This is a genomic window from Kitasatospora sp. NPDC002522 (assembly GCF_053595195.1).
In genome coordinates, this window is the sequence record NZ_JBSFXE010000001.1 from 285,222 (window position 1) to 309,832 (window position 24,611).

The following is a 24,611-nucleotide window of genomic DNA, read 5'->3' on the forward strand; positions in this document are numbered from 1 at the left end:
CGGCCACCCCGTGTGGGGTGACCGCCCTGCGGATCAGCCGATCGCTCAGCCGGTGTACGGACCGTAGTCGTAGTCGTCCAGCGGGACGGCCTGACCGGAGCCCGCGCCGAACGGCGACAGGTCGTAGTCGTCGTAGCCGACGGCCGAGTACATCGCGGCCTTGGCCTCCTCGGTCGGCTCGACCCGGATGTTGCGGTAGCGGGGCAGACCCGTACCGGCCGGGATGAGCTTGCCGAGGATGACGTTCTCCTTGAGGCCCAGCAGCGGGTCCGACTTGGCGTGGATCGCCGCGTCGGTGAGCACCCGGGTCGTCTCCTGGAAGGAGGCGGCCGACAGCCAGGACTCGGTGGCCAGCGAGGCCTTGGTGATACCCATCAGCTGCGGACGGCCGGAGGCGGGGTGACCGCCCTCGGAGACCACGCGACGGTTCTCGGTCTCGAAGCGGCCGCGCTCGACCAGCTCGCCCGGCAGCAGCTCGGCGTCGCCCGACTCGATGATCGTCACGCGGCGGAGCATCTGCCGGATGATGATCTCGATGTGCTTGTCGTGGATCGACACACCCTGCGAGTTGTAGACCTTCTGGACCTCGGCCACCAGGTGGATCTGGACGGCACGCTGGCCCATGATCCGCAGCACGTCGTGCGGGTTGGTCGCACCGACGGTCAGCTTCTGGCCGACCTCGACCGCCTCGCCCTCGCTGACCAGCAGCTTGACGCGCTTGGAGACCGGGTAGGCGATCTCGTCCGTGCCGTCGTCGGGGGTCACCACGACCTTGCGGGTCTTCTCGGTGTCCTCGATCCGGACCCGGCCCTGCGCCTCCGAGATCGGGGCCACACCCTTGGGGGTACGGGCCTCGAAGAGCTCGACGACACGCGGCAGACCCTGGGTGATGTCGTCACCGGCCACACCACCGGTGTGGAAGGTACGCATCGTCAGCTGGGTGCCGGGCTCACCGATGGACTGGGCGGCGATGATGCCGACCGCCTCACCGATGTCGACCAGCTTGCCGGTGGCCAGCGAACGGCCGTAGCAGAAGGCACAGGTGCCGACCGCCGACTCACAGGTCAGGATCGAGCGGACCTTGACCTCGCTCACGCCGTGCCGGATCAGCTCGTCCATCAGGACGTCGCCGAGGTCGGTGTTGGCGGTGGCCAGCAGCTTGCCGTCGATGGTGATGTCCTCGGCCAGCATGCGGGCGTACACGCTGGTCTCGACGTCGTCGGCCTTGCGCAGCACGCCGTCCGCACCGACCGAACCGATCGACAGCTTGAGGCCGCGCTCGGTGCCGCAGTCCTCCTCGCGGATGATCACGTCCTGCGAGACGTCCACCAGACGACGGGTCAGGTAACCCGAGTCGGCGGTACGCAGCGCGGTGTCGGCCAGACCCTTACGGGCACCGTGGGTGGAGATGAAGTACTCCAGCACGGACAGGCCCTCACGGAACGAGGCCTTGATGGGACGCGCGATGGTCTCGTTCTTCGCGTTCGACACCAGACCACGCATACCGGCGATCTGACGCATCTGCATCATGTTTCCGCGGGCGCCCGAGTCGACCATCATGAAGATGGGGTTTGTCTTCGGGAAGTTCGCGGCCATCGCGTCGGCGACCTCGTTGGTCGCACGGGTCCAGATGCCGATGAGCTCGGACTTGCGCTCGTTGTCGGTGATCAGACCGCGCTCGTACTGGCGCTGGACCTTCTCCGCCTGCGCCTCGTAGCCCTCCAGGATGGCGGGCTTGCTCGGCGGGACGATGACGTCCGAGATCGAGACGGTGACACCCGAGCGGGTCGACCAGTGGAAGCCGGCCGCCTTCAGGTTGTCGAGCGCCGCGGCGACGACGACCTTCGGGTAGCGCTCGGCGAGGTCGTTGACGATCGCCGAGAGCTGCTTCTTGCCGATCTCGTAGTCGACGAACGGGTAGTCCTCGGGCAGCAGCTCGTTGAAGAGCGCGCGGCCCAGGGTGGTGGTGATCCGGAACGGCTCACCCTCGGTCCAGGTCGGCTGCCCGTCCTCGTCCACCGGCGGGGTCCAGCCGCGCGGCGGCACGGTGCCGGCGGCCATCCGCAGGTCGATCGGGGCCTGGACGTCCAGCTCGCGGGCGTCGAAGGCCATGATCGCCTCGGCGGTCGAGGAGAAGGAACGGCCCTTGCCCTTGACCTCCTCGCGGTCCGAGGTGAGGAAGAACAGACCGAGCACCATGTCCTGGGTCGGCATGGTGACGGGGCGACCGTCGGCCGGCTTCAGGATGTTGTTCGAGGACAGCATCAGGATGCGGGCCTCGGCCTGCGCCTCCGCGGAGAGCGGCAGGTGGACGGCCATCTGGTCACCGTCGAAGTCCGCGTTGAACGCGGTGCAGACGAGCGGGTGGATCTGGATGGCCTTGCCCTCGACCAGCTGCGGCTCGAAGGCCTGGATGCCGAGGCGGTGCAGGGTGGGCGCACGGTTCAGCAGGACCGGGTGCTCGGCGATGACCTCTTCGAGGACGTCCCACACGACCGGACGGGCGCGCTCGACCATGCGCTTGGCCGACTTGATGTTCTGCGCGTGGTTCAGGTCGACCAGGCGCTTCATCACGAACGGCTTGAAGAGCTCCAGCGCCATGGCCTTCGGCAGACCGCACTGGTGCAGCTTGAGCTGCGGGCCGACGACGATGACCGAACGGGCCGAGTAGTCGACGCGCTTGCCGAGCAGGTTCTGACGGAAACGACCCTGCTTGCCCTTGAGCATGTCGGACAGCGACTTCAGCGGACGGTTGCCGGGGCCCGTGACCGGGCGACCACGACGGCCGTTGTCGAAGAGCGCGTCGACGGCCTCCTGGAGCATGCGCTTCTCGTTGTTCACGATGATCTCGGGCGCGCCGAGGTCGAGAAGCCGCTTCAGGCGGTTGTTGCGGTTGATCACGCGGCGGTACAGGTCGTTCAGGTCGGAGGTGGCGAAGCGGCCACCGTCGAGCTGGACCATCGGACGCAGGTCCGGCGGGATCACCGGGACGCAGTCGAGCACCATGCCCTTGGGCTTGTTGCTGGTCTGCAGGAAGGCGGAGACGACCTTGAGGCGCTTGAGCGCACGGGTCTTCTTCTGGCCCTTGCCGGTGCGGATGATCTCGCGGAGGCGCTCGGCCTCCTCGGCCAGGTCGAAGGACTCGAGGCGGTCCTTGAGGGCCGCCGCGCCCATCGAGCCCGAGAAGTACGTGCCGAAACGGTCACGCAGCTCGCGGTAGAGCAGCTCGTCGCCCTCGAGGTCCTGGACCTTGAGGTTCTTGAAGCGGGTCCACACCTCGTCGAGCCGGTCCAGCTCGCGCTGGGCGCGGTCGCGCAGCTGCTTCATCTCGCGCTCGGCGCCCTCGCGCACCTTGCGGCGCACGTCGGCCTTGGCGCCCTCCGCCTCCAGCTCGGCCAGGTCGGACTCGGCCTTCTTGGCCCGGCCTTCCAGGTCGGCGTCGCGGCGGTTCTCGATCTGCTGGCGCTCGACCGAGACGTGCGCCTCGAGGGACGGCAGGTCGCGCTGACGGCGCTCGTCGTCCACCCAGGTGATCATGTAGGCGGCGAAGTAGATGACCTTCTCGAGGTCCTTCGGCGCCAGGTCCAACAGGTAGCCCAGGCGCGACGGCACGCCCTTGAAGTACCAGATGTGGGTGACCGGAGCGGCCAGCTCGATGTGGCCCATCCGCTCACGGCGCACCTTGGCGCGGGTCACCTCGACGCCGCAGCGCTCACAGATGATGCCCTTGAAGCGGACGCGCTTGTACTTGCCGCAGTAGCACTCCCAGTCCCGGGTGGGACCGAAGATCTTCTCGCAGAAAAGGCCGTCCTTTTCCGGCTTCAGCGTGCGGTAGTTGATGGTCTCCGGCTTCTTCACCTCGCCGTGCGACCACTGGCGGATGTCGTCGGCGGTGGCCAGTCCGATGCGGAGCTCGTCGAAGAAGTTGACGTCAAGCACTGGTCGTCAAGCCCTCTTTCGTGATTCGAGAGTCTGTCTGTTGGTCTGAGGGGGGCCTGGGGGCTGGGCCGGCTCTCACGTGCGAGAGCCGACCCGGCCTCCGTCAGACCTCTTCGACGCTGCTCGGCTCGCGCCGGGACAGGTCAATGCCGAGCTCCTCGGCGGCGCGGAACACGTCCTCGTCGGAGTCCCGCATCTCGATGGACTGGCCGTCCGAGGACAGCACCTCCACGTTGAGGCAGAGCGACTGCATTTCCTTGATGAGGACCTTGAAGGACTCGGGAATGCCGGGCTCGGGGATGTTCTCGCCCTTGACGATGGCCTCGTAGACCTTCACACGGCCGAGGACGTCGTCGGACTTGATGGTGAGCAGTTCCTGCAGCGCGTACGCGGCGCCGTAGGCCTCAAGGGCCCACACCTCCATCTCACCGAAGCGCTGACCACCGAACTGCGCCTTACCACCGAGCGGCTGCTGGGTGATCATCGAGTACGGACCGGTCGAGCGGGCGTGGAGCTTGTCGTCGACCAGGTGGTGCAGCTTGAGGATGTACATGTAGCCGACCGAGATCGGCATCGGGAACGGCTCGCCGGAGCGGCCGTCGAACAGCCGCGCCTTGCCGGTGGAGTTCACCAGGCGCTCACCGTCACGGGTGAGGGTGGTGTTGTCCAGCAGGCCGGTGATCTCGTCCTCGCGGGCGCCGTCGAAGACCGGGGTGGCCAGGTTGGTGCCGCCCTCGACCGTGTCGGCGCCGATCGCCTGCAGGCGCTTGGCCCACTCGTCGGCGAGACCGGAGACGTCCCAGCCCTGCTGGGCGAGCCAGCCGAGGTGGATCTCCAGGACCTGTCCCGGGTTCATTCGGGACGGGACACCCAGCGGGTTCAGGATGATGTCGACCGGGGTGCCGTCCTCCAGGAACGGCATGTCCTCGACCGGCAGGATCTTGGAGATGACGCCCTTGTTGCCGTGACGGCCGGCCAGCTTGTCACCGTTGGTGATCTTGCGCTTCTGGGCGACGTAGACGCGGACCAGCTGGTTCACGCCCGGGGGAAGCTCGTCCCCCTCCTCGCGGTCGAAGACGCGGACGCCGATGACCTTGCCGGACTCACCGTGCGGCACCTTCAGCGAGGTGTCGCGGACCTCACGGGCCTTCTCACCGAAGATCGCGCGGAGCAGGCGCTCCTCCGGGGTCAGCTCGGTCTCACCCTTCGGGGTGACCTTGCCGACCAGGATGTCGCCGGTGACGACGTCCGCACCGATCCGGATGATGCCGCGCTCGTCGAGGTCGGCGAGGACCTCCTCGGAGACGTTCGGGATGTCCCGGGTGATCTCCTCGGGGCCCAGCTTGGTGTCACGGGCGTCGACCTCGTGCTCCTCGATGTGGATCGAGGAGAGGACGTCGTCCTGCACGAGGCGCTGCGACAGGATGATCGCGTCCTCGTAGTTGTGGCCCTCCCACGACATGAACGCCACGAGGAGGTTCTTGCCGAGCGCCATCTCGCCCTGGTCGGTGCAGGGGCCGTCGGCCAGCACCTGGTTGACCTCGACCCGGGCGCCCTCGTCCACGAGCACCTTCTGGTTGAAGGCGGTGCCCTGGTTGGAGCGGGTGAACTTGGCGGCGCGGTACGTGGTGTACGTGCCGTCGTCGTTGGCCACGGTGATGTAGTCGGCCGAGACCTCCTGCACCACACCGGCCTTCTCGGCGGTGATGACGTCGCCGGCGTCGACCGCGCAGCGGTACTCCATGCCGGTGCCGACCAGCGGGGCCTCGCTGCGCAGCAGCGGCACCGCCTGGCGCATCATGTTCGAGCCCATGAGCGCGCGGTTGGCGTCGTCGTGCTCGAGGAACGGGATCATGGCGGTCGCGACCGACACCATCTGGCGCGGCGAGACGTCCATGTAGTCGATCTCGGTGCCGGGGATGTAGTCGATCTCGCCGCCACGGCGGCGGACCAGGACACGCGGCTCGGCGAAGGTCAGCTCCGCGGTCAGCGGGGCGTTGGCCTGCGCGATGACGTAGCGGTCCTCCTCGTCGGCGGTCAGGTAGTCCACGGCCTCGGTGACGACACCGTCGACGACCTTGCGGTACGGGGTCTCGATGAAACCGAACGCGTTGACCCGGCCGTAGGAGGCGAGCGAGCCGATCAGACCGATGTTCGGGCCTTCGGGGGTCTCGATCGGACACATGCGGCCGTAGTGCGAGGGGTGCACGTCACGGACCTCGAAGCCGGCCCGCTCACGGGACAGACCACCGGGGCCGAGCGCGGACAGACGACGCTTGTGGGTCAGGCCCGACAGCGGGTTCGTCTGGTCCATGAACTGCGACAGCTGGCTGGTGCCGAAGAACTCCTTGATGGAGGCGACGACCGGCCGGATGTTGATCAGGGTCTGCGGCGTGATCGCCTCGACGTCCTGGGTGGTCATGCGCTCGCGCACGACGCGCTCCATGCGGGCGAGACCCGTACGGACCTGGTTCTGGATCAGCTCGCCGACGTTGCGGAGACGACGGTTGCCGAAGTGGTCGATGTCGTCGACCTCGATGACGATGTCGCGGCTCTCGCCGTCCCGCCACTCGGTCTCGCCGGCGTGCAGCTTCACCAGGTACTTGATCGCACCGATGATGTCCGGCTCGGTGAGCACGCCGGAGTCCAGGGACTCGGCGTTGCCCAGCTTCCGGTTCACCTTGTAGCGGCCGACCTTCGCGAGGTCGTAACGCTTCGGGTTGAAGTACAGGTTCTCCAGCAGCGTCTGCGCGGCCTCACGCGTGGGCGGCTCGCCCGGGCGCAGCTTGCGGTAGATGTCGAGCAGCGCGTCGTCCTGGCCCTGGGTGTGGTCCTTCTCCAGGGTGGCGCGCATCGACTCGTACTCGCCGAACTCCTCGATGATCATCTCGTTGGTCCAGCCGAGTGCCTTCAGCAGCACGGTGACCGACTGCTTGCGCTTGCGGTCGATGCGGACACCGACCATGTCGCGCTTGTCGATCTCCATCTCCAGCCAGGCACCGCGGGAGGGGATGATCTTGGCGGAGTAGATGTCCTTGTCGGACACCTTGTCCAGGGTGGAGTCGAAGTAGACGCCGGGGGAGCGCACCAGCTGCGAGACGACGACACGCTCGGTGCCGTTGATGATGAAGGTGCCCTTGTTGGTCATGAGCGGGAAGTCGCCCATGAAGACCGTCTGGGACTTGATCTCACCGGTCTCGTTGTTGGTGAACTCCGCGGTGACGAAGAGCGGGGCCGCGAAGGTGAAGTCGCGGTCCTTGCACTCGTCGATGGAGTTCTTCGGCGGCTCGAAACGGTGATCCCGGAAGGTCAGGGACATCGACCCGCTGAAGTCCTCGATCGGGGAGATCTCCTCGAAGATCTCCTCCAGACCGGACTTCGTGGGGACGTCCTGACCACTCTCCAGGGCGGCCTCGACCCGAGACTTCCAGGCCGCATTGCCGAGCAGCCAGTCAAAGCTCTCGGTCTGCAGGGCCAGGAGGTTCGGAACCTCGAGGGGCTCCTTGATCTTCGCGAACGAGACGCGGAGCGGGGCGGTGGATGCGGAATTGTTCGAGGCGTTGCGCGGCGCGGCCAAGAGGGGGGTCCTTCCGAGGGCTCGGAGCTCACTACGCGCATACCCTCCGGGCCTTGGCCGAGGCGGAAACCCCAGGTCAGGACAGGGGCCACTCCGGGCGACGAGTCACGGAGCAGCTAACAGGCAGCGCAAAGGGACAGTGTAGCCAAAGGCGACACTGCTAGCAAGCCCTGATTCGGAGACCGAATCGGACGCTCCTCCCGTACAACCGACAACCCGGGCAGTGATCCCTCACCGGCCGGGCCGTCGCACCCACGTCTGCGTCACCGGGAACCTTCCCAGTGCCGCCGCCGAATATGCATCGGAGACGGTTCCGCTTGGACACGCGCCTTGAGAATCGCGCGCCTCGTGCTGTTCGTCAAGGCCCCCACCAGGGTGTGGACCTCTTGCCCCACTCATCGTCGGACCCGCTGCGCGCGTTACAACCGCACCGAGCCAGGGGCCCCGACGACAGCGATCACCCTACCCCCGGGCGCCGACAACGACCGAGTCCGGCTTGGGCCATCGGGGGACGGCCCGATGGCCGTCAGGTGGCCGCCGGGGACGAAAGCAGGCCGGGTCGGCCACCCCGAAGGGTGGCCGACCCGGCCTGCGGAGAACCTCTCAGAGAGAGGAACGAGTCACTTGACGGTGACCTTGGCGCCAGCGCCCTCGAGCTGGGCCTTCGCCTTCTCGGCGACGTCCTTCGCGACCTTCTCGAGAACCTTCGCACCGGCGGTGTCGACGAGGTCCTTGGCCTCCTTCAGGCCGAGGGAGGTGAGGGCGCGCACCTCCTTGATGACCTGGATCTTCTTGTCGCCGGCACCGTCGAGGATGACGTCGAACTCGTCCTGCTCCTCGACAGCGGCCTCGGCGGCGGCCGGGCCGGCCGGGCCGGCAACGGCGACCGGGGCGGCGGCGGTGACGTCGAACTTCTCCTCGAAGGCCTTCACGAACTCGGAGAGCTCGATCAGGGTCATGCCCTCGAACTGCTCGAGCAGGTCCTCGGTGCTGAGCTTCGCCATGATTGGCGTCCTTCCACTAAATCGGCAGGTGCCGGATGTACGGATTGGCGGGCGTGCATACGGGCCCGCTGGGACGGGGAGTGGTTACTCCGCGTCCTCGGCGGGAGCCGGAGTACCGGCACCGCCCTGCTCGACCTTCTCGCGCAGCGCTTCCACGGTGCGAACGAGCTTGGACGGGAGCGCCTGGAAGACCGCGGCAGCCTGGGACGGCTTGGCCTTCATCGCACCCGCCAGCTTGGCGAGCAGCACCTCGCGGGACTCGAGGTCCGCGAGCTTCTTGATCTCATCGGCGGTCAGCGCCTTACCCTCAAGGACACCGCCCTTGATGATGAGAGCAGGGTTCTCCTTGGCGAAGTCACGCAGAGCCTTCGCCGACTCCACCGGGTCACCGGTGACGAAGGCGACAGCCGTCGGACCGGCGAACAGGTCGTCGAGCTCGGAGATCCCGGCCTCGTTGGCCGCGATCTTGGTCAGCGTGTTCTTCACCACGGCGTAATCGGCGTTGCCGGTGAGCGAGCGACGCAGCGTCTTCAGCTGCTTCACCGTGAGACCGCGGTACTCGGTCAGAACGGCGGCGCTGGAGGCACGGAACTTGTCCGTGATCTCGGCGACGTCGGCAGCCTTGTCGGGCCTGGCCATAGGCTTACGCCTCCTTCCGTGATGTCGAAGTCGGGCCGACCTTCGAGAAGTCGACCATCAAACACCGCGGACCCCAGGAAGCGAAGAAGCCCCGGCGCGCAGGCGCACGGGGCTTGAAACGACCTCGACGGACCGGAACGGTCCGGAGATCTTCTCTGCTCCATAACCTGCGCGGGCGATCCGAATGAGGTACGGATCCTTCGGTGCCGTCCACCCTTGCGGGGACACGGCGACGACCAGCGGTCTTTGGCTCTGTCAGCTTACGGGACCCGTCCGGCTGGACCAAATCGCCTATCCGGGCACCGGGGGCGGGGTGGCGGTGCCGGCGTCCTGGACGTCCGCTTCGGCCGGGGCCTGGACGGAGAGCGAGGAGGCGCCGAACTCGGTGTAGGCGATGGTGTCCACGTCGGCGGCGGCGCGGCGGAGTTGGACCAGCTGGTCGTGGTCGTTGAGCCAGAGGTCGAGCACCACGTCGCCGGGGCCGAGCGCGGTCTCCAGTGCCTGCCGGCGGGCCGGGGTGAGCTGGGTCTGCGCGGCGGCGTACCGGGCGGCGCTGAGCACCGCCCGGTAGTGGTGCACGGTGCTGTCCTGCAGCTTCTCGTCGCCGACCAGTTCGGGCTGGGCGGCGGCGGCCGCGGCGGTGGCGGCGACCAGCGGGTTGAGCCGGTCCGCCAGCCCGGCGTACGGGATGTCCTTGGCGACGTACTTCTGCCAGTGCGGCCCGCCGAGCCGGGCCGCGGTGTCCGGGTCGCCGCCCAGGTAGGCGGAGGTGTCCAGGACGATCAGCTGGCGGGTCTCGGTGTCCGGCCGGTACTGCAGCACGGTCTTGGGCGCCCAGAACAGCGCCCCCTTGGCGCGCTCCCCTCCCAGCGTGGAGCGGAACTCCGCGCGCCGGGCGTCGTGCAGCACCAGCTGGGCGGAGAGCAGCACCCCGTGCGGGGAGCGGTCGGTGGGCGTCGGCTGGGCGGAGGAGGAGGACGGCGGGCTGCTCGGCCCGGGCGTGGCGCCGCCCCCGCCGGAGCCGCCGCACCCGGCCAGCAGCAGCCCGGCCGTCAGCCCGGCCGCCGCCACCTGCCAGCGCACCGCCATCGCCCCTCCTCCCGCCGCCGTCCGGTCCGTCACACCCCCACCATGCCATGCGGCCCCGGTGGGCCCTGGATCAGCCCTTGAGCAGATCGGCCAGGTTGAAGCAGTCGCTCGCCGCCGGGGCCTCCAGCGTCGTGGTGCCGTACTCGGTCAGGCCGATCACGGTGGGCTTGCCGGAGCCGGCGGTCTCCCGGAGCTGGATCAGCTCGCCCTTCGCGTTCAGCCAGAAGTCGACGGTGATGCTGCCGGTGCCGTTCTTCTTGTAGTCGGCCACGGTGCGGGCCTTCTGATCGTCCGTCAGGCCGGCGAGCGCACCGACCAGGTCGTCCGCGGTGAAGGTGGCCTTGAAGCGGGTGGCCGGGACGGACTTGACCGCCTCGGGGCCGACCAGGGTCGGGGTGCCCTTCTCGACCGCGGTGGTCAGGTCGGCCACCGGGTTGCGGGACAGGAACAGCACGCCGACCAGCGCGGCCGAGTCGGCGCCGGCCGCCTTGTCGGTGACCGACTTGGCGTCGTACTTCAGCCAGTGCTTGCCCTTGAAGGTGCTGTCGCGGTCCTTCGCCGAGGTGGCGAGGTAGACCGTGCCGTCGACGAACCGGTACTGCGACTCCTCGGCGCCGTCGGAGCCGACGAAGGAGAAGCCGACCGGGCTCTTCCAGACCATCACGCCGGAGCCGTCCTCGACCCCGCCGGACATGGTGAACTTGGCGCCCCCGGCCTGCTGCAGGCTCGCGGCGGCGGTGCGCAGCAGGGTGGCCGGGTCCTGGGTGGGGCTCGGCGAGGCGGAGGACGGCTTGGCCGCGGCCGAGGAGGCCGCCGGCGCGGCGTCGTGGCTGCCGGAGCCGCCGCCGGTGCAGGCGGTCAGGCCGCCGACCAGCGCGGCGGTGAGGGCGAGGGCGGGGACGGAGCGGAGCAGACGCACTTTGCGGGAACTCACTTCAGGATGTCGCCGAGGTTGAAGACCTCGGACGCGGATGGGGCCTTGGTGGCCTGGACGGTGCCGAGCGCGCTGTAGACCACGGTGCTCGGCTTGTCGGTCTTCGTGGTGGCCAGGTCGGTGCTCGACTGCTGCACCAGCTCGCCCTTGGCGTTGATCCAGTAGTCGGTGACGGCGCTGGCGCCGCTCGCCTTGAGCTGGGCGTTGACCTTGGTCTTCAGCTCGGGGGTCAGCTTCATCGCGCCGACCAGGGTGTCCACCTGCACCTCGCTGCGGTAGTGGACGGTGGCCTGACCGGCCACGGTCTCCGGACCGACCAGGGTGGCGGTGGGGGCGGCGGCGACCAGCTGCACGCCGGGGTCCATCAGCTGCATCATCGTGGCGAACGGCACGATGTCGGTGCTGCCGGGCACACCGGTCACGGCGTCCCGCGGGTCGAGCTTCATCCAGTTCTTGCCGCCGGCCAGCGTGGCCAGCTCGGCCGGAGCGCCGAGGTACATCGCGTCGGCGACGAACAGGATCTTGCCCTGCTGGCCGTCGATCTCGGTGTTCAGCAGGAAGGACGGCGGGTTCTTCCAGACGTACTCGCCGGTGCCGCCGCTGCCGTTGCCGTCCCCGGGGGTGACGGTGACCTTGGCGCTGCCGGCCTTCTCCATGACGGCGGCGGAGGCCAGCAGGGCCTCCTTGGGCGCCGGCTTGGCGGCCCCGCCCTGGGCGGCCGACCCGGGGGCGGCGGACCCGGTGGCGCCGGCCGATCCGCCGGCCGCGGCGCTGCCCGAGGCGGCGGCCGCGCCGCCGGGCTTGTTGTCGGAGGCTCCCCCGGTCGACCCGGTGGACGTGCAGGCGGTGAGCAGTCCGGCCGCCAGACAGGCGGCGGCAACGGTACGCAGGGTGCGCACGGATATCCCCCCTCTAATCCGATTCTCATTGAAGAGACGCGACGCGGACTGTATCCGATCCCCCCGACCGCTGTGCAAACCAATGGCAAACGCCACCGGGCCCGCACCCCAATGGGGTGCGGGCCCGGTGGCTCGACCGTGCTACGAACTGACCGGAGGTCAGACCGCCGCCGGGTCCTCCTCGACGAGGAGGTTGCGGGTGCGGTTCGGGTCCACCTGGACGCCCGGGCCCATGGTGGTCGAGAACGCGATCTTCTTGATGTAGCGGCCCTTGGCGGCGGACGGCTTGGCCCGGAGGACCTCGTCCAGCGCGGCGGCGTAGTTCTCGACCAGCTGCTCATCGGAGAACGAGGTCTTGCCGATGATCAGGTGCAGGTTCGAGTGCTTGTCGACGCGGAACTCGATCTTGCCGCCCTTGATCTCGTTGACGGCCTTGGCGACGTCCGGGGTCACGGTGCCGGTCTTCGGGTTCGGCATCAGGCCACGGGGACCGAGCACGCGGCCGAGGCGGCCGACCTTGCCCATGAGGTCCGGGGTGGCGACGACGGCGTCGAAGTCCAGACGACCCTTGGCGACCTCGTCGATCAGCTCGTCGGAGCCGACGATGTCGGCGCCCGCGGCACGCGCGGCCTCGGCACGCTCACCGTTCGCGAAGACCAGGACCCGAGCGGTCTTACCGGTGCCGTGCGGGAGGATGACGGTGCTGCGGACCATCTGGTCGGCCTTGCGCGGGTCGACACCCAGACGCATGGCGACCTCGACGGTGCCGTCGAACTTGGTGGTGGAGGTCGCCTTGGCGAGGCGAACGGCCTCGAGGGGGGCGTAGATCCGGGTGCGGTCGACCTGGGCGTCCGCGGCCTTGAGGGCCTTGCTGCGCTTCACTGCTGCTCCTGGTGGCTATTGGAGTTCGTGGTATTCACGGGCCGCGCCGGCCCTACCACGGAGGACGTACGGGCTGATCAGCCCTCGACGGTGATGCCCATCGACCGGGCGGTGCCGGCGATGATCTTCTCCGCGGCGTCCAGGTCGTTGGCGTTCAGGTCGGGCATCTTGGTGGTGGCGATCTCGCGCACCTGGGCCGAGGTCAGCTTGGCGACCTTGGTCTTGTGCGGCTCCTTGGAGCCCTTGTCGATGCCCGCGGCCTTCAGGATGAGGCGCGCAGCCGGCGGGGTCTTCGTGACGAAGGTGAAGGAACGGTCGTCGTAGACCGTGATCTCCACCGGCACGATCATGCCGCGCTGCGACTCGGTGGCCGCGTTGTACGCCTTGCAGAACTCCATGATGTTGACGCCGTGCTGACCCAGCGCGGGGCCGACCGGCGGCGCCGGGTTGGCCGCACCGGCGTTGATCTGGAGCTTGATAAGCCCCGTGACCTTCTTCTTCTTGGGAGGCATGTCTCTCCGGGTCCTTCCGAGAGGTGAGTGCTGATGCGCCCGGCCTCCGGGGCGAAACCCGGCCGCCAAGGCACACATCCGACCAGGCTAACCGCTGATGCGGTGCTGGACCAAAACGGTTCCGGGGCGGAGGCCTTCGCCCCCGCCCCGGAACCGAAGCGCGTGGATCAGTTCTTCTGGATCTGGTCGAAGGAGAGCTCCACCGGGGTCTCCCGGCCGAAGATCTCCACCAGGCCCTTGACCTTCTTCGAGTCGGGGTTGATCTCGTTGATGGTCGCCTGCAGGGTGGCGAACGGACCGTCGGTGACGGTGACCGAGTCGCCGACCTCGAAGTCCAGCACCTGGATCTCGCTCGGCTTGACCGGAGACGGCTTGCCGGCCTCCTTGGCGGCGGCGCGCTCGACGTCCGGGGCGAGCATCTTGACGACCTCGTCCAGGGTCAGCGGGTACGGGTCGTAGGCGTTGCCCACGAAGCCGGTGACACCGGGGGTGTTGCGCACGACGCCCCAGGACTCCGGGGTGAGGTCCATGCGCACCAGGACGTAGCCGGGGAGCTTGTTCTGCCGGATGGTCTTGCGGTCGCCGTTCTTGATCTGGACGACCTCCTCCTGCGGAACCTGGGACTCGAAGATGTAGTCCTCGACGTTCAGCGAGACGGAGCGCTGCTCCAGGTTCTGCTTCACCCGGTTCTCGTAGCCCGCGTAGGTGTGGATGACGTACCACTCGCCCGGGGCGCGGCGCAGCTGCTCGCGGAACTCGGCGACCGGGTCGCTCTCGACCTCCTCGGCCGGCTCCTCGGTCTCCTCGGCGTCCGCGGCCTCCTCGGCGACGGCTTCCTCCGCAGCGGCCTCGGCCTCGTCCACCTCGTGCACGGCGGCGACCTCGGCCGGCTCGCCGGCCTCCTCGTCGGCGGCCTCGACCTCGTCCTCCGCGGCGTCCGCCTCGTCCACGATCTCCTCGGCGGCCTCGACGTCGGCAGCCTCGGCCGCGTCCAGCTCGGCGGCGACATCCGCCTCGCGGACGGTCTCGTCGGCGTCGTACAGGGGGGACTCAGACACGGTCGCTGCTTCTTTCCTGGTTGGAACGGTTACCTCAACAGTACCGACTCAACGGTAGTCGCCCGCGGTGCTTCGCGCCGACAGCTCGACCCGGGCCGAAGGGTTCGGCCCGGGTCGGGTGGAGTTCGCGCGAGGATCCCGCGGGATCCCGGTGAGTTCGGTATGGGGGTCCGGCGTCAGCCGAAGACCCAGAAGCTCAGCTTCGAGAAGCACCAGTCGAGACCGGCGACGAGGAGCATCATCACGATCACGAAGGTCACCACGACGGTGGTGTACTGGATCAGCTCGCTGCGGGTCGGCCAGACCACCTTGCGGAGCTCGGCGATGATCTGCCGGTAGAAGACGGCGATCCGGGCGAACAGGCCCTTCTTGGCCCGCTTGCCGGACTTCTTGCCGTCACCGCCGGAGGCCTTGTTGGCCCGCCGGCGCTCGCGGCGGGACAGCTTGCCGTCCGCCGCGGTGGTCTCGTCCGCCGCGCCGTCGGTCCCCTCGGGGTTGCCGCTCTCAGGCGTTGCGGTGGAGCCCGTGGTCTCCGTCACTCGTCCTCACCTGAATCCGGGTCCTGCGGAGCTTCCGTGCCTGGTGCACGGGCGATCCGGCGAAAGCAGTGCTGGGTGGGGCCCTCTCCGCATCAAGCCCGCTCGCTCTGCGGAGCGAACGGGCTTGGTACGGATCAAGCAGCAGGGCACGAGGGACTCGAACCCCCAACCGCCGGTTTTGGAGACCGGTGCTCTACCAATTGAGCTAGTGCCCTTCGAAACCTTGCGGCTCCGGCGCGGCCCCCAACCTACCGCATCCGGACCGCCAAGTGGTGAACCCGGCGGACGGATCCGCACTTCGGGAGCCATCGAGCAGTGAGTGTACGGGTTCTTCGCCGATTGGTCGAACCTCATTCACCGCCTTTCCGTAACCGCCAATCCGGAGTCCACGGCGACGGGCGTACGGATCGTGGACGCAGCGGTACGCATGCTGAAACCGTCGTGCTCCGCCCCCTTGCGTTCTGGGACCATGCAGGCATGAGCGCACCCACCCCCGAGAACGTCTCCCCCGCAAACCGCCGGGTCTCCGCCCGGGTCGGCGCCATCGCCGAGTCCGCGACCCTCGCCGTGGACGCGAAGGCCAAGGCCCTCAAGGCGGCCGGCCGTCCGGTGATCGGCTTCGGCGCCGGCGAGCCCGACTTCCCGACCCCGGGCTACATCGTGGACGCCGCCGTGGCGGCCTGCCAGGACCCGGCCAACCACCGCTACACCCCGGCCGGCGGCCTGCCGGAGCTGAAGTCCGCGATCGCCGCCAAGACGCTGCGCGACTCCGGCTACCAGGTGGACGCCTCGCAGGTGCTGGTGACCAACGGCGGCAAGCAGGCGATCTACAACGCCTTCGCCGCGATCCTCGACCCGGGCGACGAGGTGATCATCCCCGCCCCGTACTGGACCACCTACCCGGAGGCGGTGAAGCTCGCGGGCGGCACCCCGGTCGAGGTGGTCGCCGACGAGACCACCGGCTACAAGGTCTCGGTGGAGCAGCTGGAGGCGGCCCGCACCGAGAACACCAAGGTGGTGCTGTTCGTCTCGCCGTCCAACCCGACCGGCGCGGTGTACACCGAGGCCGAGGCGGAGGCGTTCGGCCGCTGGGCGCTGGAGCACGGGCTGTGGGTGCTCACCGACGAGATCTACGAGCACCTGGTGTACGGCGACGCGAAGTTCACCTCGCTGCCGGCCCTGCTGCCCGAGCTCGCCGACAAGTGCATCGTGGTCAACGGCGTGGCCAAGACCTACGCGATGACCGGCTGGCGGGTGGGCTGGATGATCGGCCCCAAGGACGTCGTCAACGCCGCCGCGAACCTGCAGTCGCACGCCACCTCGAACGTCTCCAACGTGGCGCAGCGCGCCGCGCTGGCCGCCGTCGCGGGCGACCTGTCCGCGGTCGACGAGATGAAGACCGCCTTCGACCGCCGCCGCCGCACCATCGTGGCGATGCTGAACGAGATCGAGGGCGTCTACTGCCCCGAGCCGGAGGGCGCGTTCTACGCCTACCCGTCGGTGAAGGCCCTGCTGGGCAAGGAGCTCCGCGGCAAGCGCCCGCAGACCTCCGCCGAGCTGGCCGCGCTGATCCTGGACGAGGCCGAGGTCGCGGTCGTCCCCGGCGAGGCCTTCGGCACCCCCGGCTACCTGCGGCTCTCCTACGCGCTGGGCGACGCCGACCTGGTGGAGGGCATCAGCCGGCTGCAGAAGCTGCTCGGCGAGGCCCGCGCCTGACGCCTCCCGACGCCTCCGACGCCTTTCGGAGCCGCCCTCCGCATCTCACCCCTTCGGGGGATGTGCGGAGGGCGGTTCCACATCGGGCGGGTTTTACGGCAGGATCGGTGAATGGATCGCCTGCGTGATGTCCGGAGCCTGCCGAAGGCCCATCTGCACCTGCACTTCACCGGTTCGATGCGCCCCGCCACCCTGCTGGAACTCGCCGACAAGCACGGCGTCCGGCTGCCGGAGGCGCTCAGCTCGGGCCATCCCCCCAAGCTCCGGGCGACCGACGAGCGCGGCTGGTTCCGCTTCCAGCGGCTCTACGACACCGCCCGGTCCTGCCTGCGCGACGAGTCCGACATCCGCCGCCTGGTCCTGGAGACCGCCGAGGACGAACGCGCCGACGGCTCCCGGTGGCTGGAGATCCAGGTCGACCCGACCTCGTACGCCCCGCTGCTCGGGGGCCTGACCCCGACGCTGGAGCTGATCCTGGACGCGGTCCGGGACGCCTCGGAGGCGACCGGGGTGGGGATCCGGGTGCTGGTCGCGGCGAACCGGATGAAGTCCCCGATGGACGCCCGCACGCTGGCCCGCCTGGCGGTCCGCTACGCCGACCGGGGGGTGGTCGGCTTCGGCCTCTCCAACGACGAACGCCGGGGCCTGGCACGGGACTTCGACCGCGCCTTCGCCATCGCCCGGGACGGCGGACTGCTGGCCGCACCGCACGGCGGCGAGCTCGCCGGGCCCGGCTCGGTCCGCGACTGCCTGGACGACCTCGGCGCCGGCCGGATCGGCCACGGGGTGCGCGCCGCCGAGGACGCCCGGCTGCTCCAACGCCTCGCCGACCGCCAGATCACCTGCGAGGTCTGCCCCGCCTCCAACGTCGCCCTCGGCGTCTACGAGCGCCCCGAGGACGTCCCGCTGCGCACCCTCTTCGAGGCCGGCGTCCCGCTCGCCCTCGGCGCCGACGACCCGCTGCTGTTCGGCTCCCGGCTCGCCGACCAGTACACCCTGGCCCGCGAGTCGCACGCCTTCACCGACGCCGAACTCGCCGAACTGGCCCGCCAGTCGGTCCGCTCGTCGCGGGCCCCCGAGCACGTCGTCAAGGAACTGCTCGCCGACATCGACGGCTGGCTGCTGGACGCCTAGCGCGAGGCCGACCCTAGAGGGTGACGCCGACCATCACCGGCTCGTTGACCAGCTCCACGCCGAACGCCGCGCGCACGCCGTCGCGGACCTCGCGGGCCAGCGCCAGCAGGTCCTCGGTGGTGGCCGCGCCACGGTTGGTCAGGGCGAGCGTGTGCTTGGTGGAGAGCGTCGCCGGGCCGCTGCCGTGGCCCTTGCGGAAGCCCGCGTTGTCGATCAGCCAGGCCGCGGAGGTCTTGGTCCGCCCCTCCCCCGCCGGGTAGCTCGGCGCCCGCAGCTCGCCCAACCGAGCGCTGAACGCGGCGAACTGACCCTCCGTCAGGATCGGGTTGGTGAAGAACGAGCCCGCCGACCAGGTGTCGTGGTCCGCCGGGTCCAGCACCATGCCCTTGCCCGCACGCAGCCGCAGCACCTCGTCGTGCGCGTCCTGCAGCTTCACCCGCTGCTCGGCCTCGACCCCCAGCGAGCGCGCCACCTCGGCGTACTTCACCGGCGCGGACAGCCCGCCCTCGTCGGCGAGCCGGAACCGCACCCGCAGCACCACGTAGCGGTCCGGGTCGGCCTTGAACAGGCTGTGCCGGTAGGAGAACGCGCAGTCGGCGTTGGCCAGCGTCACCGTCTCGCCGAGCAGGCGGTCGTACGCCACCACCTCGCTGACGGTCTCGGCGACCTCCTGCCCGTACGCCCCCACGTTCTGCACCGGGGTCGCCCCCGCGGAGCCCGGGATGCCGGCCAGGAACTCGATCCCGGCCAGGCCCGCCGCGACGGTGCGGGCCACCGCCTCGGACCACACCTCGCCGGCCGCCAGCTCCAGCAGGGTCCCGTCCAGCGCGAACCCCTTGGTGGCGATCCGCAGCACCGTCCCCGGGAAGCCGGCGTCGCCGATCACCAGGTTCGAGCCACCACCGATCACCAGCAGCGGCTCACCCGCCTGGTCCGCCTCGCGAACCGTCGCCACCACCTCGGCGTCCGTCTCCGCCGTCACCAACCGCCTCGCCGGCCCGCCCAACCGCAGCGTGGTCAGCGGGGCCAGCGGCGCATCCATCTCCACATTCACGCCCCCAGAGTAGTTGCACCATCAAGGGGCTCGGGGAACTGCGAGGCGAGTGCGTGGTGGTCTGAGCTTGGCTGTAGGTCTCTGGAGACCTCTATGCGCCCAGACCTTTCAGCGCCCCGGAACCGTCACCGCCCCGTGCCCCCGCCGTTCCCCGGGCCCCTGGACGCTTGCAACTGGCTCATTGCTTCTTCCCAATCCGGCCTGCCCGGGCTGGTGGCGTCCCAGGTGGCGAAGTGGGAGCCGGCCATGTGCGGGCGGAGGGCCAGCATCGCGGTGCGGTGCGGGTCGGTCTTGACGAAGCGCCCGAGCGCTTCGCGATCGGTCCACGCGGACAGCACCCAGAAGGTGCCGCGCAGCGGGGCGGCGCGCAGGGTGACGCCGAGCGCCCCGTCGGCGGTGCGGGTCTGGCGGCGGATGCGCAGCGAGTGTCGCAGGAAGCCCGGCACGTACCGCAGGCTGCGGACGCGGAGTTCGGCGGCCATCACCACCGGCGTGGCCGGGGCGCGGAGCGTCGCGGGGCCCGGGGTCCAGGGAAGGGTGAGCATCGTGGTGGCTCCGGGTTCCGGGTTCAGGACCGCACCGCGGCGCGCGCGGTGGGCATCGCGGTGGTCTGACGCTCCGTCACCGGCTTCATGCCGTGCCGGCGCGGGATGAGTGCGGCGGCCAGCGCCGCGGCGGCGACGGCGGCAGAGCCGACCGTCAGGGCGGGGACCAGGCCGTCGGTGAAGGCGGTCGCGGAGCCGTAGTCGCCCTGGGCGGAGAAGACGGCGGAGAGCACGGCCACGCCGAGGGCGCCGCCGACCTCCCGCATGGCGTTGTTGGTGCCGGAGGCGATGCCCTGGTCGGCGCGCGGGACGCTGGCCATCACCAGGTTGGCGGTGGGCGCGAAGTAGAGGGACATCCCGATGCCGCAGAGCACCAGGACCGGGATCTGCTGGCCGTAGCCGGCCGAGTGGTCGGCGAGCAGGGCGAAGCCGGCCAGGCCGAGGGCCTGCAGGAGGAGTCCGGTGACCACGATCGGACGGCCGCCGATCCGGTCGGAGAGGATGCCGGCCAGCGGGGAGATGATCAGCGGCATGGCGGTCCAGGGCAGCATCCGGATGCCGGCCTGTTCGGGGGTGTAGCCGCCGATGCCCTGGAAGTACTGGCTGATCAGGAAGATCGAGCCGAACATGCCGAGGAACATCAGCAGGCTGGCGGAGTTGACGGCGCTGAAGGCGCGGTTGCGGAACAGTCGCATCGGCAGCATCGGGCGGCGTGCGAAGCGGGCCTCGTATCCGACGAAGGCGATCAGCAGCGCGACGCCCGAGATCAGCGCGGTGAGCACCAGCGGGTCGGTCCAGCCGTCGGGGTTGCCGCGGACCAGGCCGAGGATCAGGCCGAAGAGTCCGGCGCTGACCAGGGCGGTGCCGGGGATGTCGAGGCGGGGGTTCTCGCTGCGGCTCTCGGCGAGGCCGATCCGGGCGATCGGCAGCAGGGCGAGGCCGACCGGGACGTTCACCCAGAAGATCCACTGCCAGGAGAAGTGCTCGGTGAGGCTGCCGCCGATCAGCGGCCCGAAGGCGACGGAGAGTCCGGTGGCGCCGGACCAGATGCCGAGCGCCATCCCGCGCTTGGCCGCCGGGACGGCGACGGTGAGCAGCGTGAGGGTGAGCGGCATCATCACCGCGGCGCCGGCGCCCTGGACGGCGCGGGCGGCGATCAGCGCGCCCATGCTCGGCGCGAGCGCCGCCGAGGCGGAGCCGAGCGTGAAGACGGCGAGCCCGCCGAGGAACATCCGGCGCCGGCCGAACCGGTCGCCGAGGGCCGCGCCGAGCATCAGCAGGACCGCGAAGGTCAGGGTGTAGGCGCTCACCGTCCACTCCAGGTCGGCGAGTGCGCCGCCCAGGTCGGTACGGATCGCGGGCAGGGCGGTGGTGACCACCAGGTTGTCGAGCCCGGCCATGAAGCCGGCCACGCTGACCACCACCAGGGTCCAGATCGCTTGCCTGTTCACGGTGTCCCCCTTGCTTCCTTGTCTCGAAAGGTTGTGATTGATCAATAACTTTCGTGGGCCGAAAAAAGGGCGCGCCGCCACCGGGGGCGGAGCGCCTCAGCTGCCCTCGGCCTCGTCGTCGCCGTGCTCCAGCCCGGACCAGATCTGATGGTCCGTCGGGTAGCCCAGCGCCACCAGCGTGTTGATCAGCATCCCGAACGCCATGAACTGGGTGGCCTCCTTCTGGTCACCGCCCACGCGCTCCCGGATCCGCTCGAACAGCCGCAGCCACGCCGCGCGCGCCGACTCGCCGACCTCCATCTCGCCGAGCGACTCGGCGGCGAACACCGAGACGTACATCTGCATCTGCATCATGACCTGCTCGCGGTCCTCGACCAGGTTCAGGTACGCCTCACCCATGGCCTCGCGCGCCTCGGTCCCGCTCAGGCCCTCGGACGCCTTGTCGAAGACCCGCCAGGTCTCCTCGATGCAGTGCTCGCACGCCGCTTCGAAGATCGCCTGCTTGTTGGGGAACAGGCGGAACAGGTACGGCTGCGAGACGCCCACCCGCCGGGCGATCGCCTCCGTGGACGTCCCCCGGTACCCACCCCGGGCGAACTCCACCATCGCCGCACGGACGACGCTCTCGCGCCGCTCCTCGGCGGACATCCGCATGCTGTTCCGGGCCATGGCTTCAGGTTAGTAATTGATGACTAACTTTGCAAGAGAGCAACCACCGCAGGTGCCCCCGGGGCCCTGGATGGTGCGACCGAGCGTCTCAGCTCAGCTGGACGATCGCCTTCGACATGCCCAGCACCTTCTGTCCGGCGCTGGTGGCGACCAGGTCGACGCGGACGCGGCGGTCGTCGAGGAGGGCGGCGACCTTGGCCGTGACCTCGATGGTGGCGCCGGTCTCGTCGTTGGGGACGACCACGGGCTTGGTGAAGCGGACGCCGTAGTCGACGACGGAGGCGGGGTCGCCGGTCCAGTCGGTGACCACGCGGATGGCCTCGGCCATGGTGAACATGCCGTGCGCGATGACGTCGGGCAGGCCGACCTCGCGGGCGAACTTCTCGTTCCAGTGGATCGGGTTGAAGTCGCCGGAGGCGCCCGCGTACTGGACCAGCGCGGCCCGGGTCACCGGGAAGGCCTGGGCGGGCAGCTCGGTGCCGACCTGGACCTCGTCGAAGTTGATCGTCATGTCACTCCTCCCCGTCGGCGGCACGCGCCACCAGCGTCATGATCGAGGTCACCACGTGCTCGCCGCTGACGTCGTGGACCTCGCCACGGACGGTCAGGACGTCGTTGCCGGCCAGCGACTTGATCGCGTCGATGGAGACGGTGACCGAGAGCCGGTCGCCGGCCCGGACCGGGCGGAGGTAGCTGAACTTCTGGTCGCCGTGCACGACCCGGCTGTAGTCGAGGCCCAGCTCGGGGTCGTTCACCACCTGGGCGGCGGCCTGGAAGGTGAGGATGAAGGGGAAGGTCGGCGGCGCGATCACGTCGAGGTGGCCGAGGGACTTGGCGGCCTCGACGTCGGAGTACGCCGGGTTGGCGTCGCCGATCGCGGCGGCGAACTCGCGGATCTTCTCCCGGCCCACCTCGTACGGCGCGGTGGGCGGGTAGGTCCGCCCGATGAAGGAGGGGTCGAGCGGCATGGGCAACTCCTCTGATGCTTCGTCAGGCAGAAATGACTCCAGGCCGCTCCCCCTGATGGGGTGCGGCCTGGAGTCGAGGCAAAGTCAGCGGGTCTCGCGGTGCGCGGTGTGAGAGTTGCAACGCGGGCAGTGCTTCTTCATCTCAAGACGGTCCGGGTCGTTACGCCGGTTCTTCTTGGTGATGTAGTTCCGCTCCTTGCACTCCACGCAGGCCAGCGTGATCTTCGGGCGGACGTCAGTGGCAGCCACGGGAGTGCCTTCCTGGGACAACGAATAAGAACACAGACAAGAGTAGCCGATCGGGAGGGATCCCCCGATCGACTACGCGGAGTAGCGGTGACCGGACTTGAACCGGTGACACAGCGATTATGAGCCGCTTGCTCTACCAACTGAGCTACACCGCTTTGATGATCGAACCCTCACCGGGGTGAGTGCCTTTCACCAGAGCCCCCATGCGGAATCGAACCGCAGACCTTCTCCTTACCATGGAGACGCTCTACCGACTGAGCTATAGGGGCGAACGAGGAAGAGATTACACGGTTCCAGGCCAGAGGTGAAATCCGTATCCGCGCCGGATCAGCGCAGGTCGGCGGGGCCGCACTGACGGGCCGTCACCCGACACCAGTTCGACCGGGTCGGCAACCGGGGTGATCCGACACGTCCGTCAGCCCGCCTCCGAGCGTCCCGGGCGAGCGCGGCCTAGGCTCGACCGTCAGCGATCTTGCGAGGAGCGGGCCGATGAGTGAACGCAGCGAGGGAGCCCAGCCGCCGTCCGCCGCCAACCCGCTCGGGCACGGACCGGTGCTGCTGCTCACCGGGGGCCGGCTGGCGGACGGACGGGTGGTGGACGTCCGGATCAGCGGGGACCGGATCCAGGCGGTCGGGACGGTCGGCAGCCTCGGCCCGCTGCCCGCGCTGCCCGGGCAGCCGACGGTGACCACCGGCGCCCGGATCGACCTCTCGGGGTACCTGCTGCTGCCCGCGCCCGCCGAGCCGCACGGGCACTACGACAGCGCCTTCACCGCGACGCTGCCCAACCCGCCGCCGGAGGGGCCGGGCGACCTGGTGCGCCGGGTCACCGACGCGGCGCTCACCTCACTCGGGTACGGGGCGACCGCCCAGCGCACCCACGTCCGGATCGGCGACGTGCACGGGCTCGGCCGGCTGGAGGCGGTGCTGACCGCCCGGCAGGCGCTGCGCGGGCTGGCCGACCTGCAGGCGGTGGCGATGCCACGGCTGCTCACCGGACTGGCCGGGGCGGACGGGCGGGCGCAGCTGCGGGAGGCGCTGAAGCTGGGCGCGGACGCCGCCGGGGGCTGCCCCGACCTGGACCCGGACCCGGTCGGCTACGTGCAGGCGCTGCTGGAGGCGGCGGGCGAGGCGGACTGCCCGGTCGACCTGCACACCGACGCCGTCGACCAGGCCCAACTCGCCCGGCTGGTCGCCGTGCTGGCGCCGCACCGGCCGCGGGTGACGGTCGGCCCGTGCAGCGCGCTGGCGCCGGGCGGCTCGACCGTGCTGGCCACCGCCGGCATGCGGGTGGTCTGCCTCCCGCAGAACGGCGGCTGCACCGGCCTGGAGGGTCCGCCGGTCGGCCTGCGTCCATCGCTGGTACGGGAGTTGACCATCGCCCGGGTCCCCCTGACGGCGGGCGGCGGAGCCCTGCGGGACACCGCCAACCCGGTCGGTCGGGCCGACCCGCTGGAGGCGGCCCGCCTGCTGGCCGCGAGCGGGGCGGTCTCGCCGGAGGCGGCGTACGAGGCGGTCTCCGGGCAGGCCCGGGCGGCGCTGGGGCTGGCCTTGGTACGGGTGGACGCCGGGTTCCCGGCCGAGTTGCTCGCGGTGCGCGGCGACAGCCTGGGCGCGGCCCTGTCCGGTGGCCACTCCCGACTGGTGGTCCACAACGGCCGGGTGGTCTCCCGCACCAGCGCGGTGCGGGAGTTCGCGGACACCGTGGCGCTGGCCCTGCCCCGGCAGAACCACCCGGGGTAGGGCCCGCCCT

General features: G+C 69.8%; 21 protein-coding genes and 3 tRNA genes. 3 read left to right on the forward strand and 21 right to left on the reverse strand.

Annotated elements, in window-relative coordinates; translation table 11 throughout:
• Positions 1 to 45: 45 nt before the first annotated feature.
• The 12 genes from ACWD4U_RS01310 to ACWD4U_RS01365 all read right to left on the reverse strand — a co-directional run bounded on the left by ACWD4U_RS01310 (position 46) and on the right by ACWD4U_RS01365 (position 15,287).
• Positions 46 to 3,939 carry a DNA-directed RNA polymerase subunit beta' gene (locus ACWD4U_RS01310; protein ID WP_363451118.1) on the reverse strand — a complete coding sequence of 1,298 codons (3,894 nt, stop codon included), beginning with the start codon at positions 3,937 to 3,939 and terminating at the stop codon, positions 46 to 48.
• 103 nt (positions 3,940 to 4,042) lie between these two features.
• Positions 4,043 to 7,516 carry a DNA-directed RNA polymerase subunit beta gene (gene rpoB, locus ACWD4U_RS01315; protein ID WP_363451120.1) on the reverse strand — a complete coding sequence of 1,158 codons (3,474 nt, stop codon included), beginning with the start codon at positions 7,514 to 7,516 and terminating at the stop codon, positions 4,043 to 4,045.
• Positions 7,517 to 8,136: 620 nt separating this feature from the next.
• Positions 8,137 to 8,520, reverse strand: a complete 384-nt coding sequence (gene rplL / locus ACWD4U_RS01320; protein ID WP_363451122.1) for a 50S ribosomal protein L7/L12 — start codon at positions 8,518 to 8,520, stop codon at positions 8,137 to 8,139.
• A gap of 84 nt (positions 8,521 to 8,604) precedes the next feature.
• Positions 8,605 to 9,159 (reverse strand): 50S ribosomal protein L10, encoded by a 555-nt coding sequence (gene rplJ / locus ACWD4U_RS01325; protein WP_363451124.1) that lies wholly within the window; start codon positions 9,157 to 9,159, stop codon positions 8,605 to 8,607.
• A 291-nt stretch (positions 9,160 to 9,450) separates the two neighbouring features.
• Positions 9,451 to 10,248 (reverse strand): hypothetical protein, encoded by a 798-nt coding sequence (locus ACWD4U_RS01330; RefSeq protein ID WP_363451126.1) that lies wholly within the window; start codon positions 10,246 to 10,248, stop codon positions 9,451 to 9,453.
• 70 nt (positions 10,249 to 10,318) lie between these two features.
• Positions 10,319 to 11,182 carry a LolA-like protein gene (locus ACWD4U_RS01335; RefSeq protein ID WP_363451128.1) on the reverse strand — a complete coding sequence of 288 codons (864 nt, stop codon included), beginning with the start codon at positions 11,180 to 11,182 and terminating at the stop codon, positions 10,319 to 10,321.
• A complete protein-coding gene (locus ACWD4U_RS01340; protein ID WP_363451130.1) occupies positions 11,179 to 12,081 on the reverse strand; it encodes a hypothetical protein in 903 nt (300 codons plus the stop codon). The genes ACWD4U_RS01335 and ACWD4U_RS01340 overlap by 4 nt, the downstream gene beginning before the upstream one ends.
• 159 nt (positions 12,082 to 12,240) lie before the next feature.
• On the reverse strand, positions 12,241 to 12,963 hold the full coding sequence (gene rplA / locus ACWD4U_RS01345) for a 50S ribosomal protein L1 (protein WP_363451132.1): 723 nt from the start codon (positions 12,961 to 12,963) through the stop codon (positions 12,241 to 12,243).
• Positions 12,964 to 13,040: 77 nt separating this feature from the next.
• Complete coding sequence (gene rplK / locus ACWD4U_RS01350; RefSeq protein ID WP_030457453.1) at positions 13,041 to 13,475, reverse strand: 50S ribosomal protein L11; 435 nt, start codon at positions 13,473 to 13,475, stop codon at positions 13,041 to 13,043.
• 167 nt (positions 13,476 to 13,642) lie between these two features.
• On the reverse strand, positions 13,643 to 14,533 hold the full coding sequence (nusG, locus tag ACWD4U_RS01355; RefSeq protein ID WP_449787061.1) for a transcription termination/antitermination protein NusG: 891 nt from the start codon (positions 14,531 to 14,533) through the stop codon (positions 13,643 to 13,645).
• Positions 14,534 to 14,709: 176 nt separating this feature from the next.
• The gene (secE, locus tag ACWD4U_RS01360; protein WP_363451410.1) at positions 14,710 to 14,976 is read right to left on the reverse strand and encodes a preprotein translocase subunit SecE; all 267 of its coding nucleotides are present in this window, start codon (positions 14,974 to 14,976) and stop codon (positions 14,710 to 14,712) included.
• Between the two features lie 238 nt (positions 14,977 to 15,214).
• Positions 15,215 to 15,287, reverse strand: a tRNA-Trp gene (locus tag ACWD4U_RS01365).
• Positions 15,288 to 15,549: 262 nt separating this feature from the next.
• Here ACWD4U_RS01365 and ACWD4U_RS01370 point away from each other — a divergent pair.
• Both ACWD4U_RS01370 and ACWD4U_RS01375 read left to right on the forward strand, forming a co-directional pair.
• Entirely contained in the window at positions 15,550 to 16,788 is a 1,239-nt protein-coding gene (locus ACWD4U_RS01370) for a pyridoxal phosphate-dependent aminotransferase (protein ID WP_363451135.1), read from the forward strand.
• A 111-nt stretch (positions 16,789 to 16,899) separates the two neighbouring features.
• A complete protein-coding gene (locus ACWD4U_RS01375; RefSeq protein WP_363451137.1) occupies positions 16,900 to 17,922 on the forward strand; it encodes an adenosine deaminase in 1,023 nt (340 codons plus the stop codon).
• A 13-nt stretch (positions 17,923 to 17,935) separates the two neighbouring features.
• Here ACWD4U_RS01375 and ACWD4U_RS01380 read toward each other — a convergent pair whose 3' ends face one another.
• The 9 genes from ACWD4U_RS01380 to ACWD4U_RS01420 form a co-directional block, all read right to left on the reverse strand.
• Positions 17,936 to 18,976, reverse strand: a complete 1,041-nt coding sequence (locus ACWD4U_RS01380) for a UDP-N-acetylmuramate dehydrogenase (protein WP_363451139.1) — start codon at positions 18,974 to 18,976, stop codon at positions 17,936 to 17,938.
• 125 nt (positions 18,977 to 19,101) lie between these two features.
• On the reverse strand, positions 19,102 to 19,521 hold the full coding sequence (locus ACWD4U_RS01385) for an antibiotic biosynthesis monooxygenase (protein ID WP_363451141.1): 420 nt from the start codon (positions 19,519 to 19,521) through the stop codon (positions 19,102 to 19,104).
• 23 nt (positions 19,522 to 19,544) lie between these two features.
• Positions 19,545 to 20,921, reverse strand: a complete 1,377-nt coding sequence (locus ACWD4U_RS01390) for a DHA2 family efflux MFS transporter permease subunit (protein ID WP_449787069.1) — start codon at positions 20,919 to 20,921, stop codon at positions 19,545 to 19,547.
• Positions 20,922 to 21,068: 147 nt separating this feature from the next.
• Complete coding sequence (locus ACWD4U_RS01395) at positions 21,069 to 21,641, reverse strand: TetR/AcrR family transcriptional regulator (protein ID WP_363451145.1); 573 nt, start codon at positions 21,639 to 21,641, stop codon at positions 21,069 to 21,071.
• Between the two features lie 88 nt (positions 21,642 to 21,729).
• Complete coding sequence (locus tag ACWD4U_RS01400) at positions 21,730 to 22,152, reverse strand: MaoC family dehydratase (protein ID WP_363451147.1); 423 nt, start codon at positions 22,150 to 22,152, stop codon at positions 21,730 to 21,732.
• Position 22,153: 1 nt separating this feature from the next.
• Positions 22,154 to 22,609 carry a MaoC family dehydratase N-terminal domain-containing protein gene (locus tag ACWD4U_RS01405; protein WP_363451149.1) on the reverse strand — a complete coding sequence of 152 codons (456 nt, stop codon included), beginning with the start codon at positions 22,607 to 22,609 and terminating at the stop codon, positions 22,154 to 22,156.
• Between the two features lie 84 nt (positions 22,610 to 22,693).
• Entirely contained in the window at positions 22,694 to 22,858 is a 165-nt protein-coding gene (gene rpmG, locus ACWD4U_RS01410; protein ID WP_006604855.1) for a 50S ribosomal protein L33, read from the reverse strand.
• 82 nt (positions 22,859 to 22,940) lie between these two features.
• A tRNA-Met gene (locus tag ACWD4U_RS01415) sits at positions 22,941 to 23,013 on the reverse strand.
• Between the two features lie 41 nt (positions 23,014 to 23,054).
• Positions 23,055 to 23,127 (reverse strand) — tRNA-Thr (locus ACWD4U_RS01420).
• Positions 23,128 to 23,347: 220 nt separating this feature from the next.
• Here ACWD4U_RS01420 and ACWD4U_RS01425 point away from each other — a divergent pair.
• Positions 23,348 to 24,601 carry an amidohydrolase family protein gene (locus ACWD4U_RS01425; RefSeq protein ID WP_363451151.1) on the forward strand — a complete coding sequence of 418 codons (1,254 nt, stop codon included), beginning with the start codon at positions 23,348 to 23,350 and terminating at the stop codon, positions 24,599 to 24,601.
• Positions 24,602 to 24,611: the final 10 nt, after the last annotated feature.

What these genes read in the sequence shown, in the direction of transcription:
- ACWD4U_RS01405 (WP_363451149.1), bottom strand. Translation starts at nt 22,609, where the DNA reads ATGCCGCTCGACCCCTCCTTCATCGGGCGGACCTACCCGCCCACCGCG.
- ACWD4U_RS01330 (WP_363451126.1), bottom strand. Translation starts at nt 10,248, where the DNA reads ATGGCGGTGCGCTGGCAGGTGGCGGCGGCCGGGCTGACGGCCGGGCTG.
- ACWD4U_RS01370 (WP_363451135.1), top strand. Translation starts at nt 15,550, where the DNA reads ATGAGCGCACCCACCCCCGAGAACGTCTCCCCCGCAAACCGCCGGGTC.
- ACWD4U_RS01390 (WP_449787069.1), bottom strand. Translation starts at nt 20,921, where the DNA reads ATGGCCGGGCTCGACAACCTGGTGGTCACCACCGCCCTGCCCGCGATC.
- rplL (WP_363451122.1), bottom strand. Translation starts at nt 8,520, where the DNA reads ATGGCGAAGCTCAGCACCGAGGACCTGCTCGAGCAGTTCGAGGGCATG.
- ACWD4U_RS01400 (WP_363451147.1), bottom strand. Translation starts at nt 22,152, where the DNA reads ATGACGATCAACTTCGACGAGGTCCAGGTCGGCACCGAGCTGCCCGCC.
- ACWD4U_RS01375 (WP_363451137.1), top strand. Translation starts at nt 16,900, where the DNA reads ATGGATCGCCTGCGTGATGTCCGGAGCCTGCCGAAGGCCCATCTGCAC.
- ACWD4U_RS01425 (WP_363451151.1), top strand. Translation starts at nt 23,348, where the DNA reads ATGAGTGAACGCAGCGAGGGAGCCCAGCCGCCGTCCGCCGCCAACCCG.
- rplJ (WP_363451124.1), bottom strand. Translation starts at nt 9,159, where the DNA reads ATGGCCAGGCCCGACAAGGCTGCCGACGTCGCCGAGATCACGGACAAG.
- rplK (WP_030457453.1), bottom strand. Translation starts at nt 13,475, where the DNA reads ATGCCTCCCAAGAAGAAGAAGGTCACGGGGCTTATCAAGCTCCAGATC.
- ACWD4U_RS01395 (WP_363451145.1), bottom strand. Translation starts at nt 21,641, where the DNA reads ATGGCCCGGAACAGCATGCGGATGTCCGCCGAGGAGCGGCGCGAGAGC.
- ACWD4U_RS01385 (WP_363451141.1), bottom strand. Translation starts at nt 19,521, where the DNA reads ATGCTCACCCTTCCCTGGACCCCGGGCCCCGCGACGCTCCGCGCCCCG.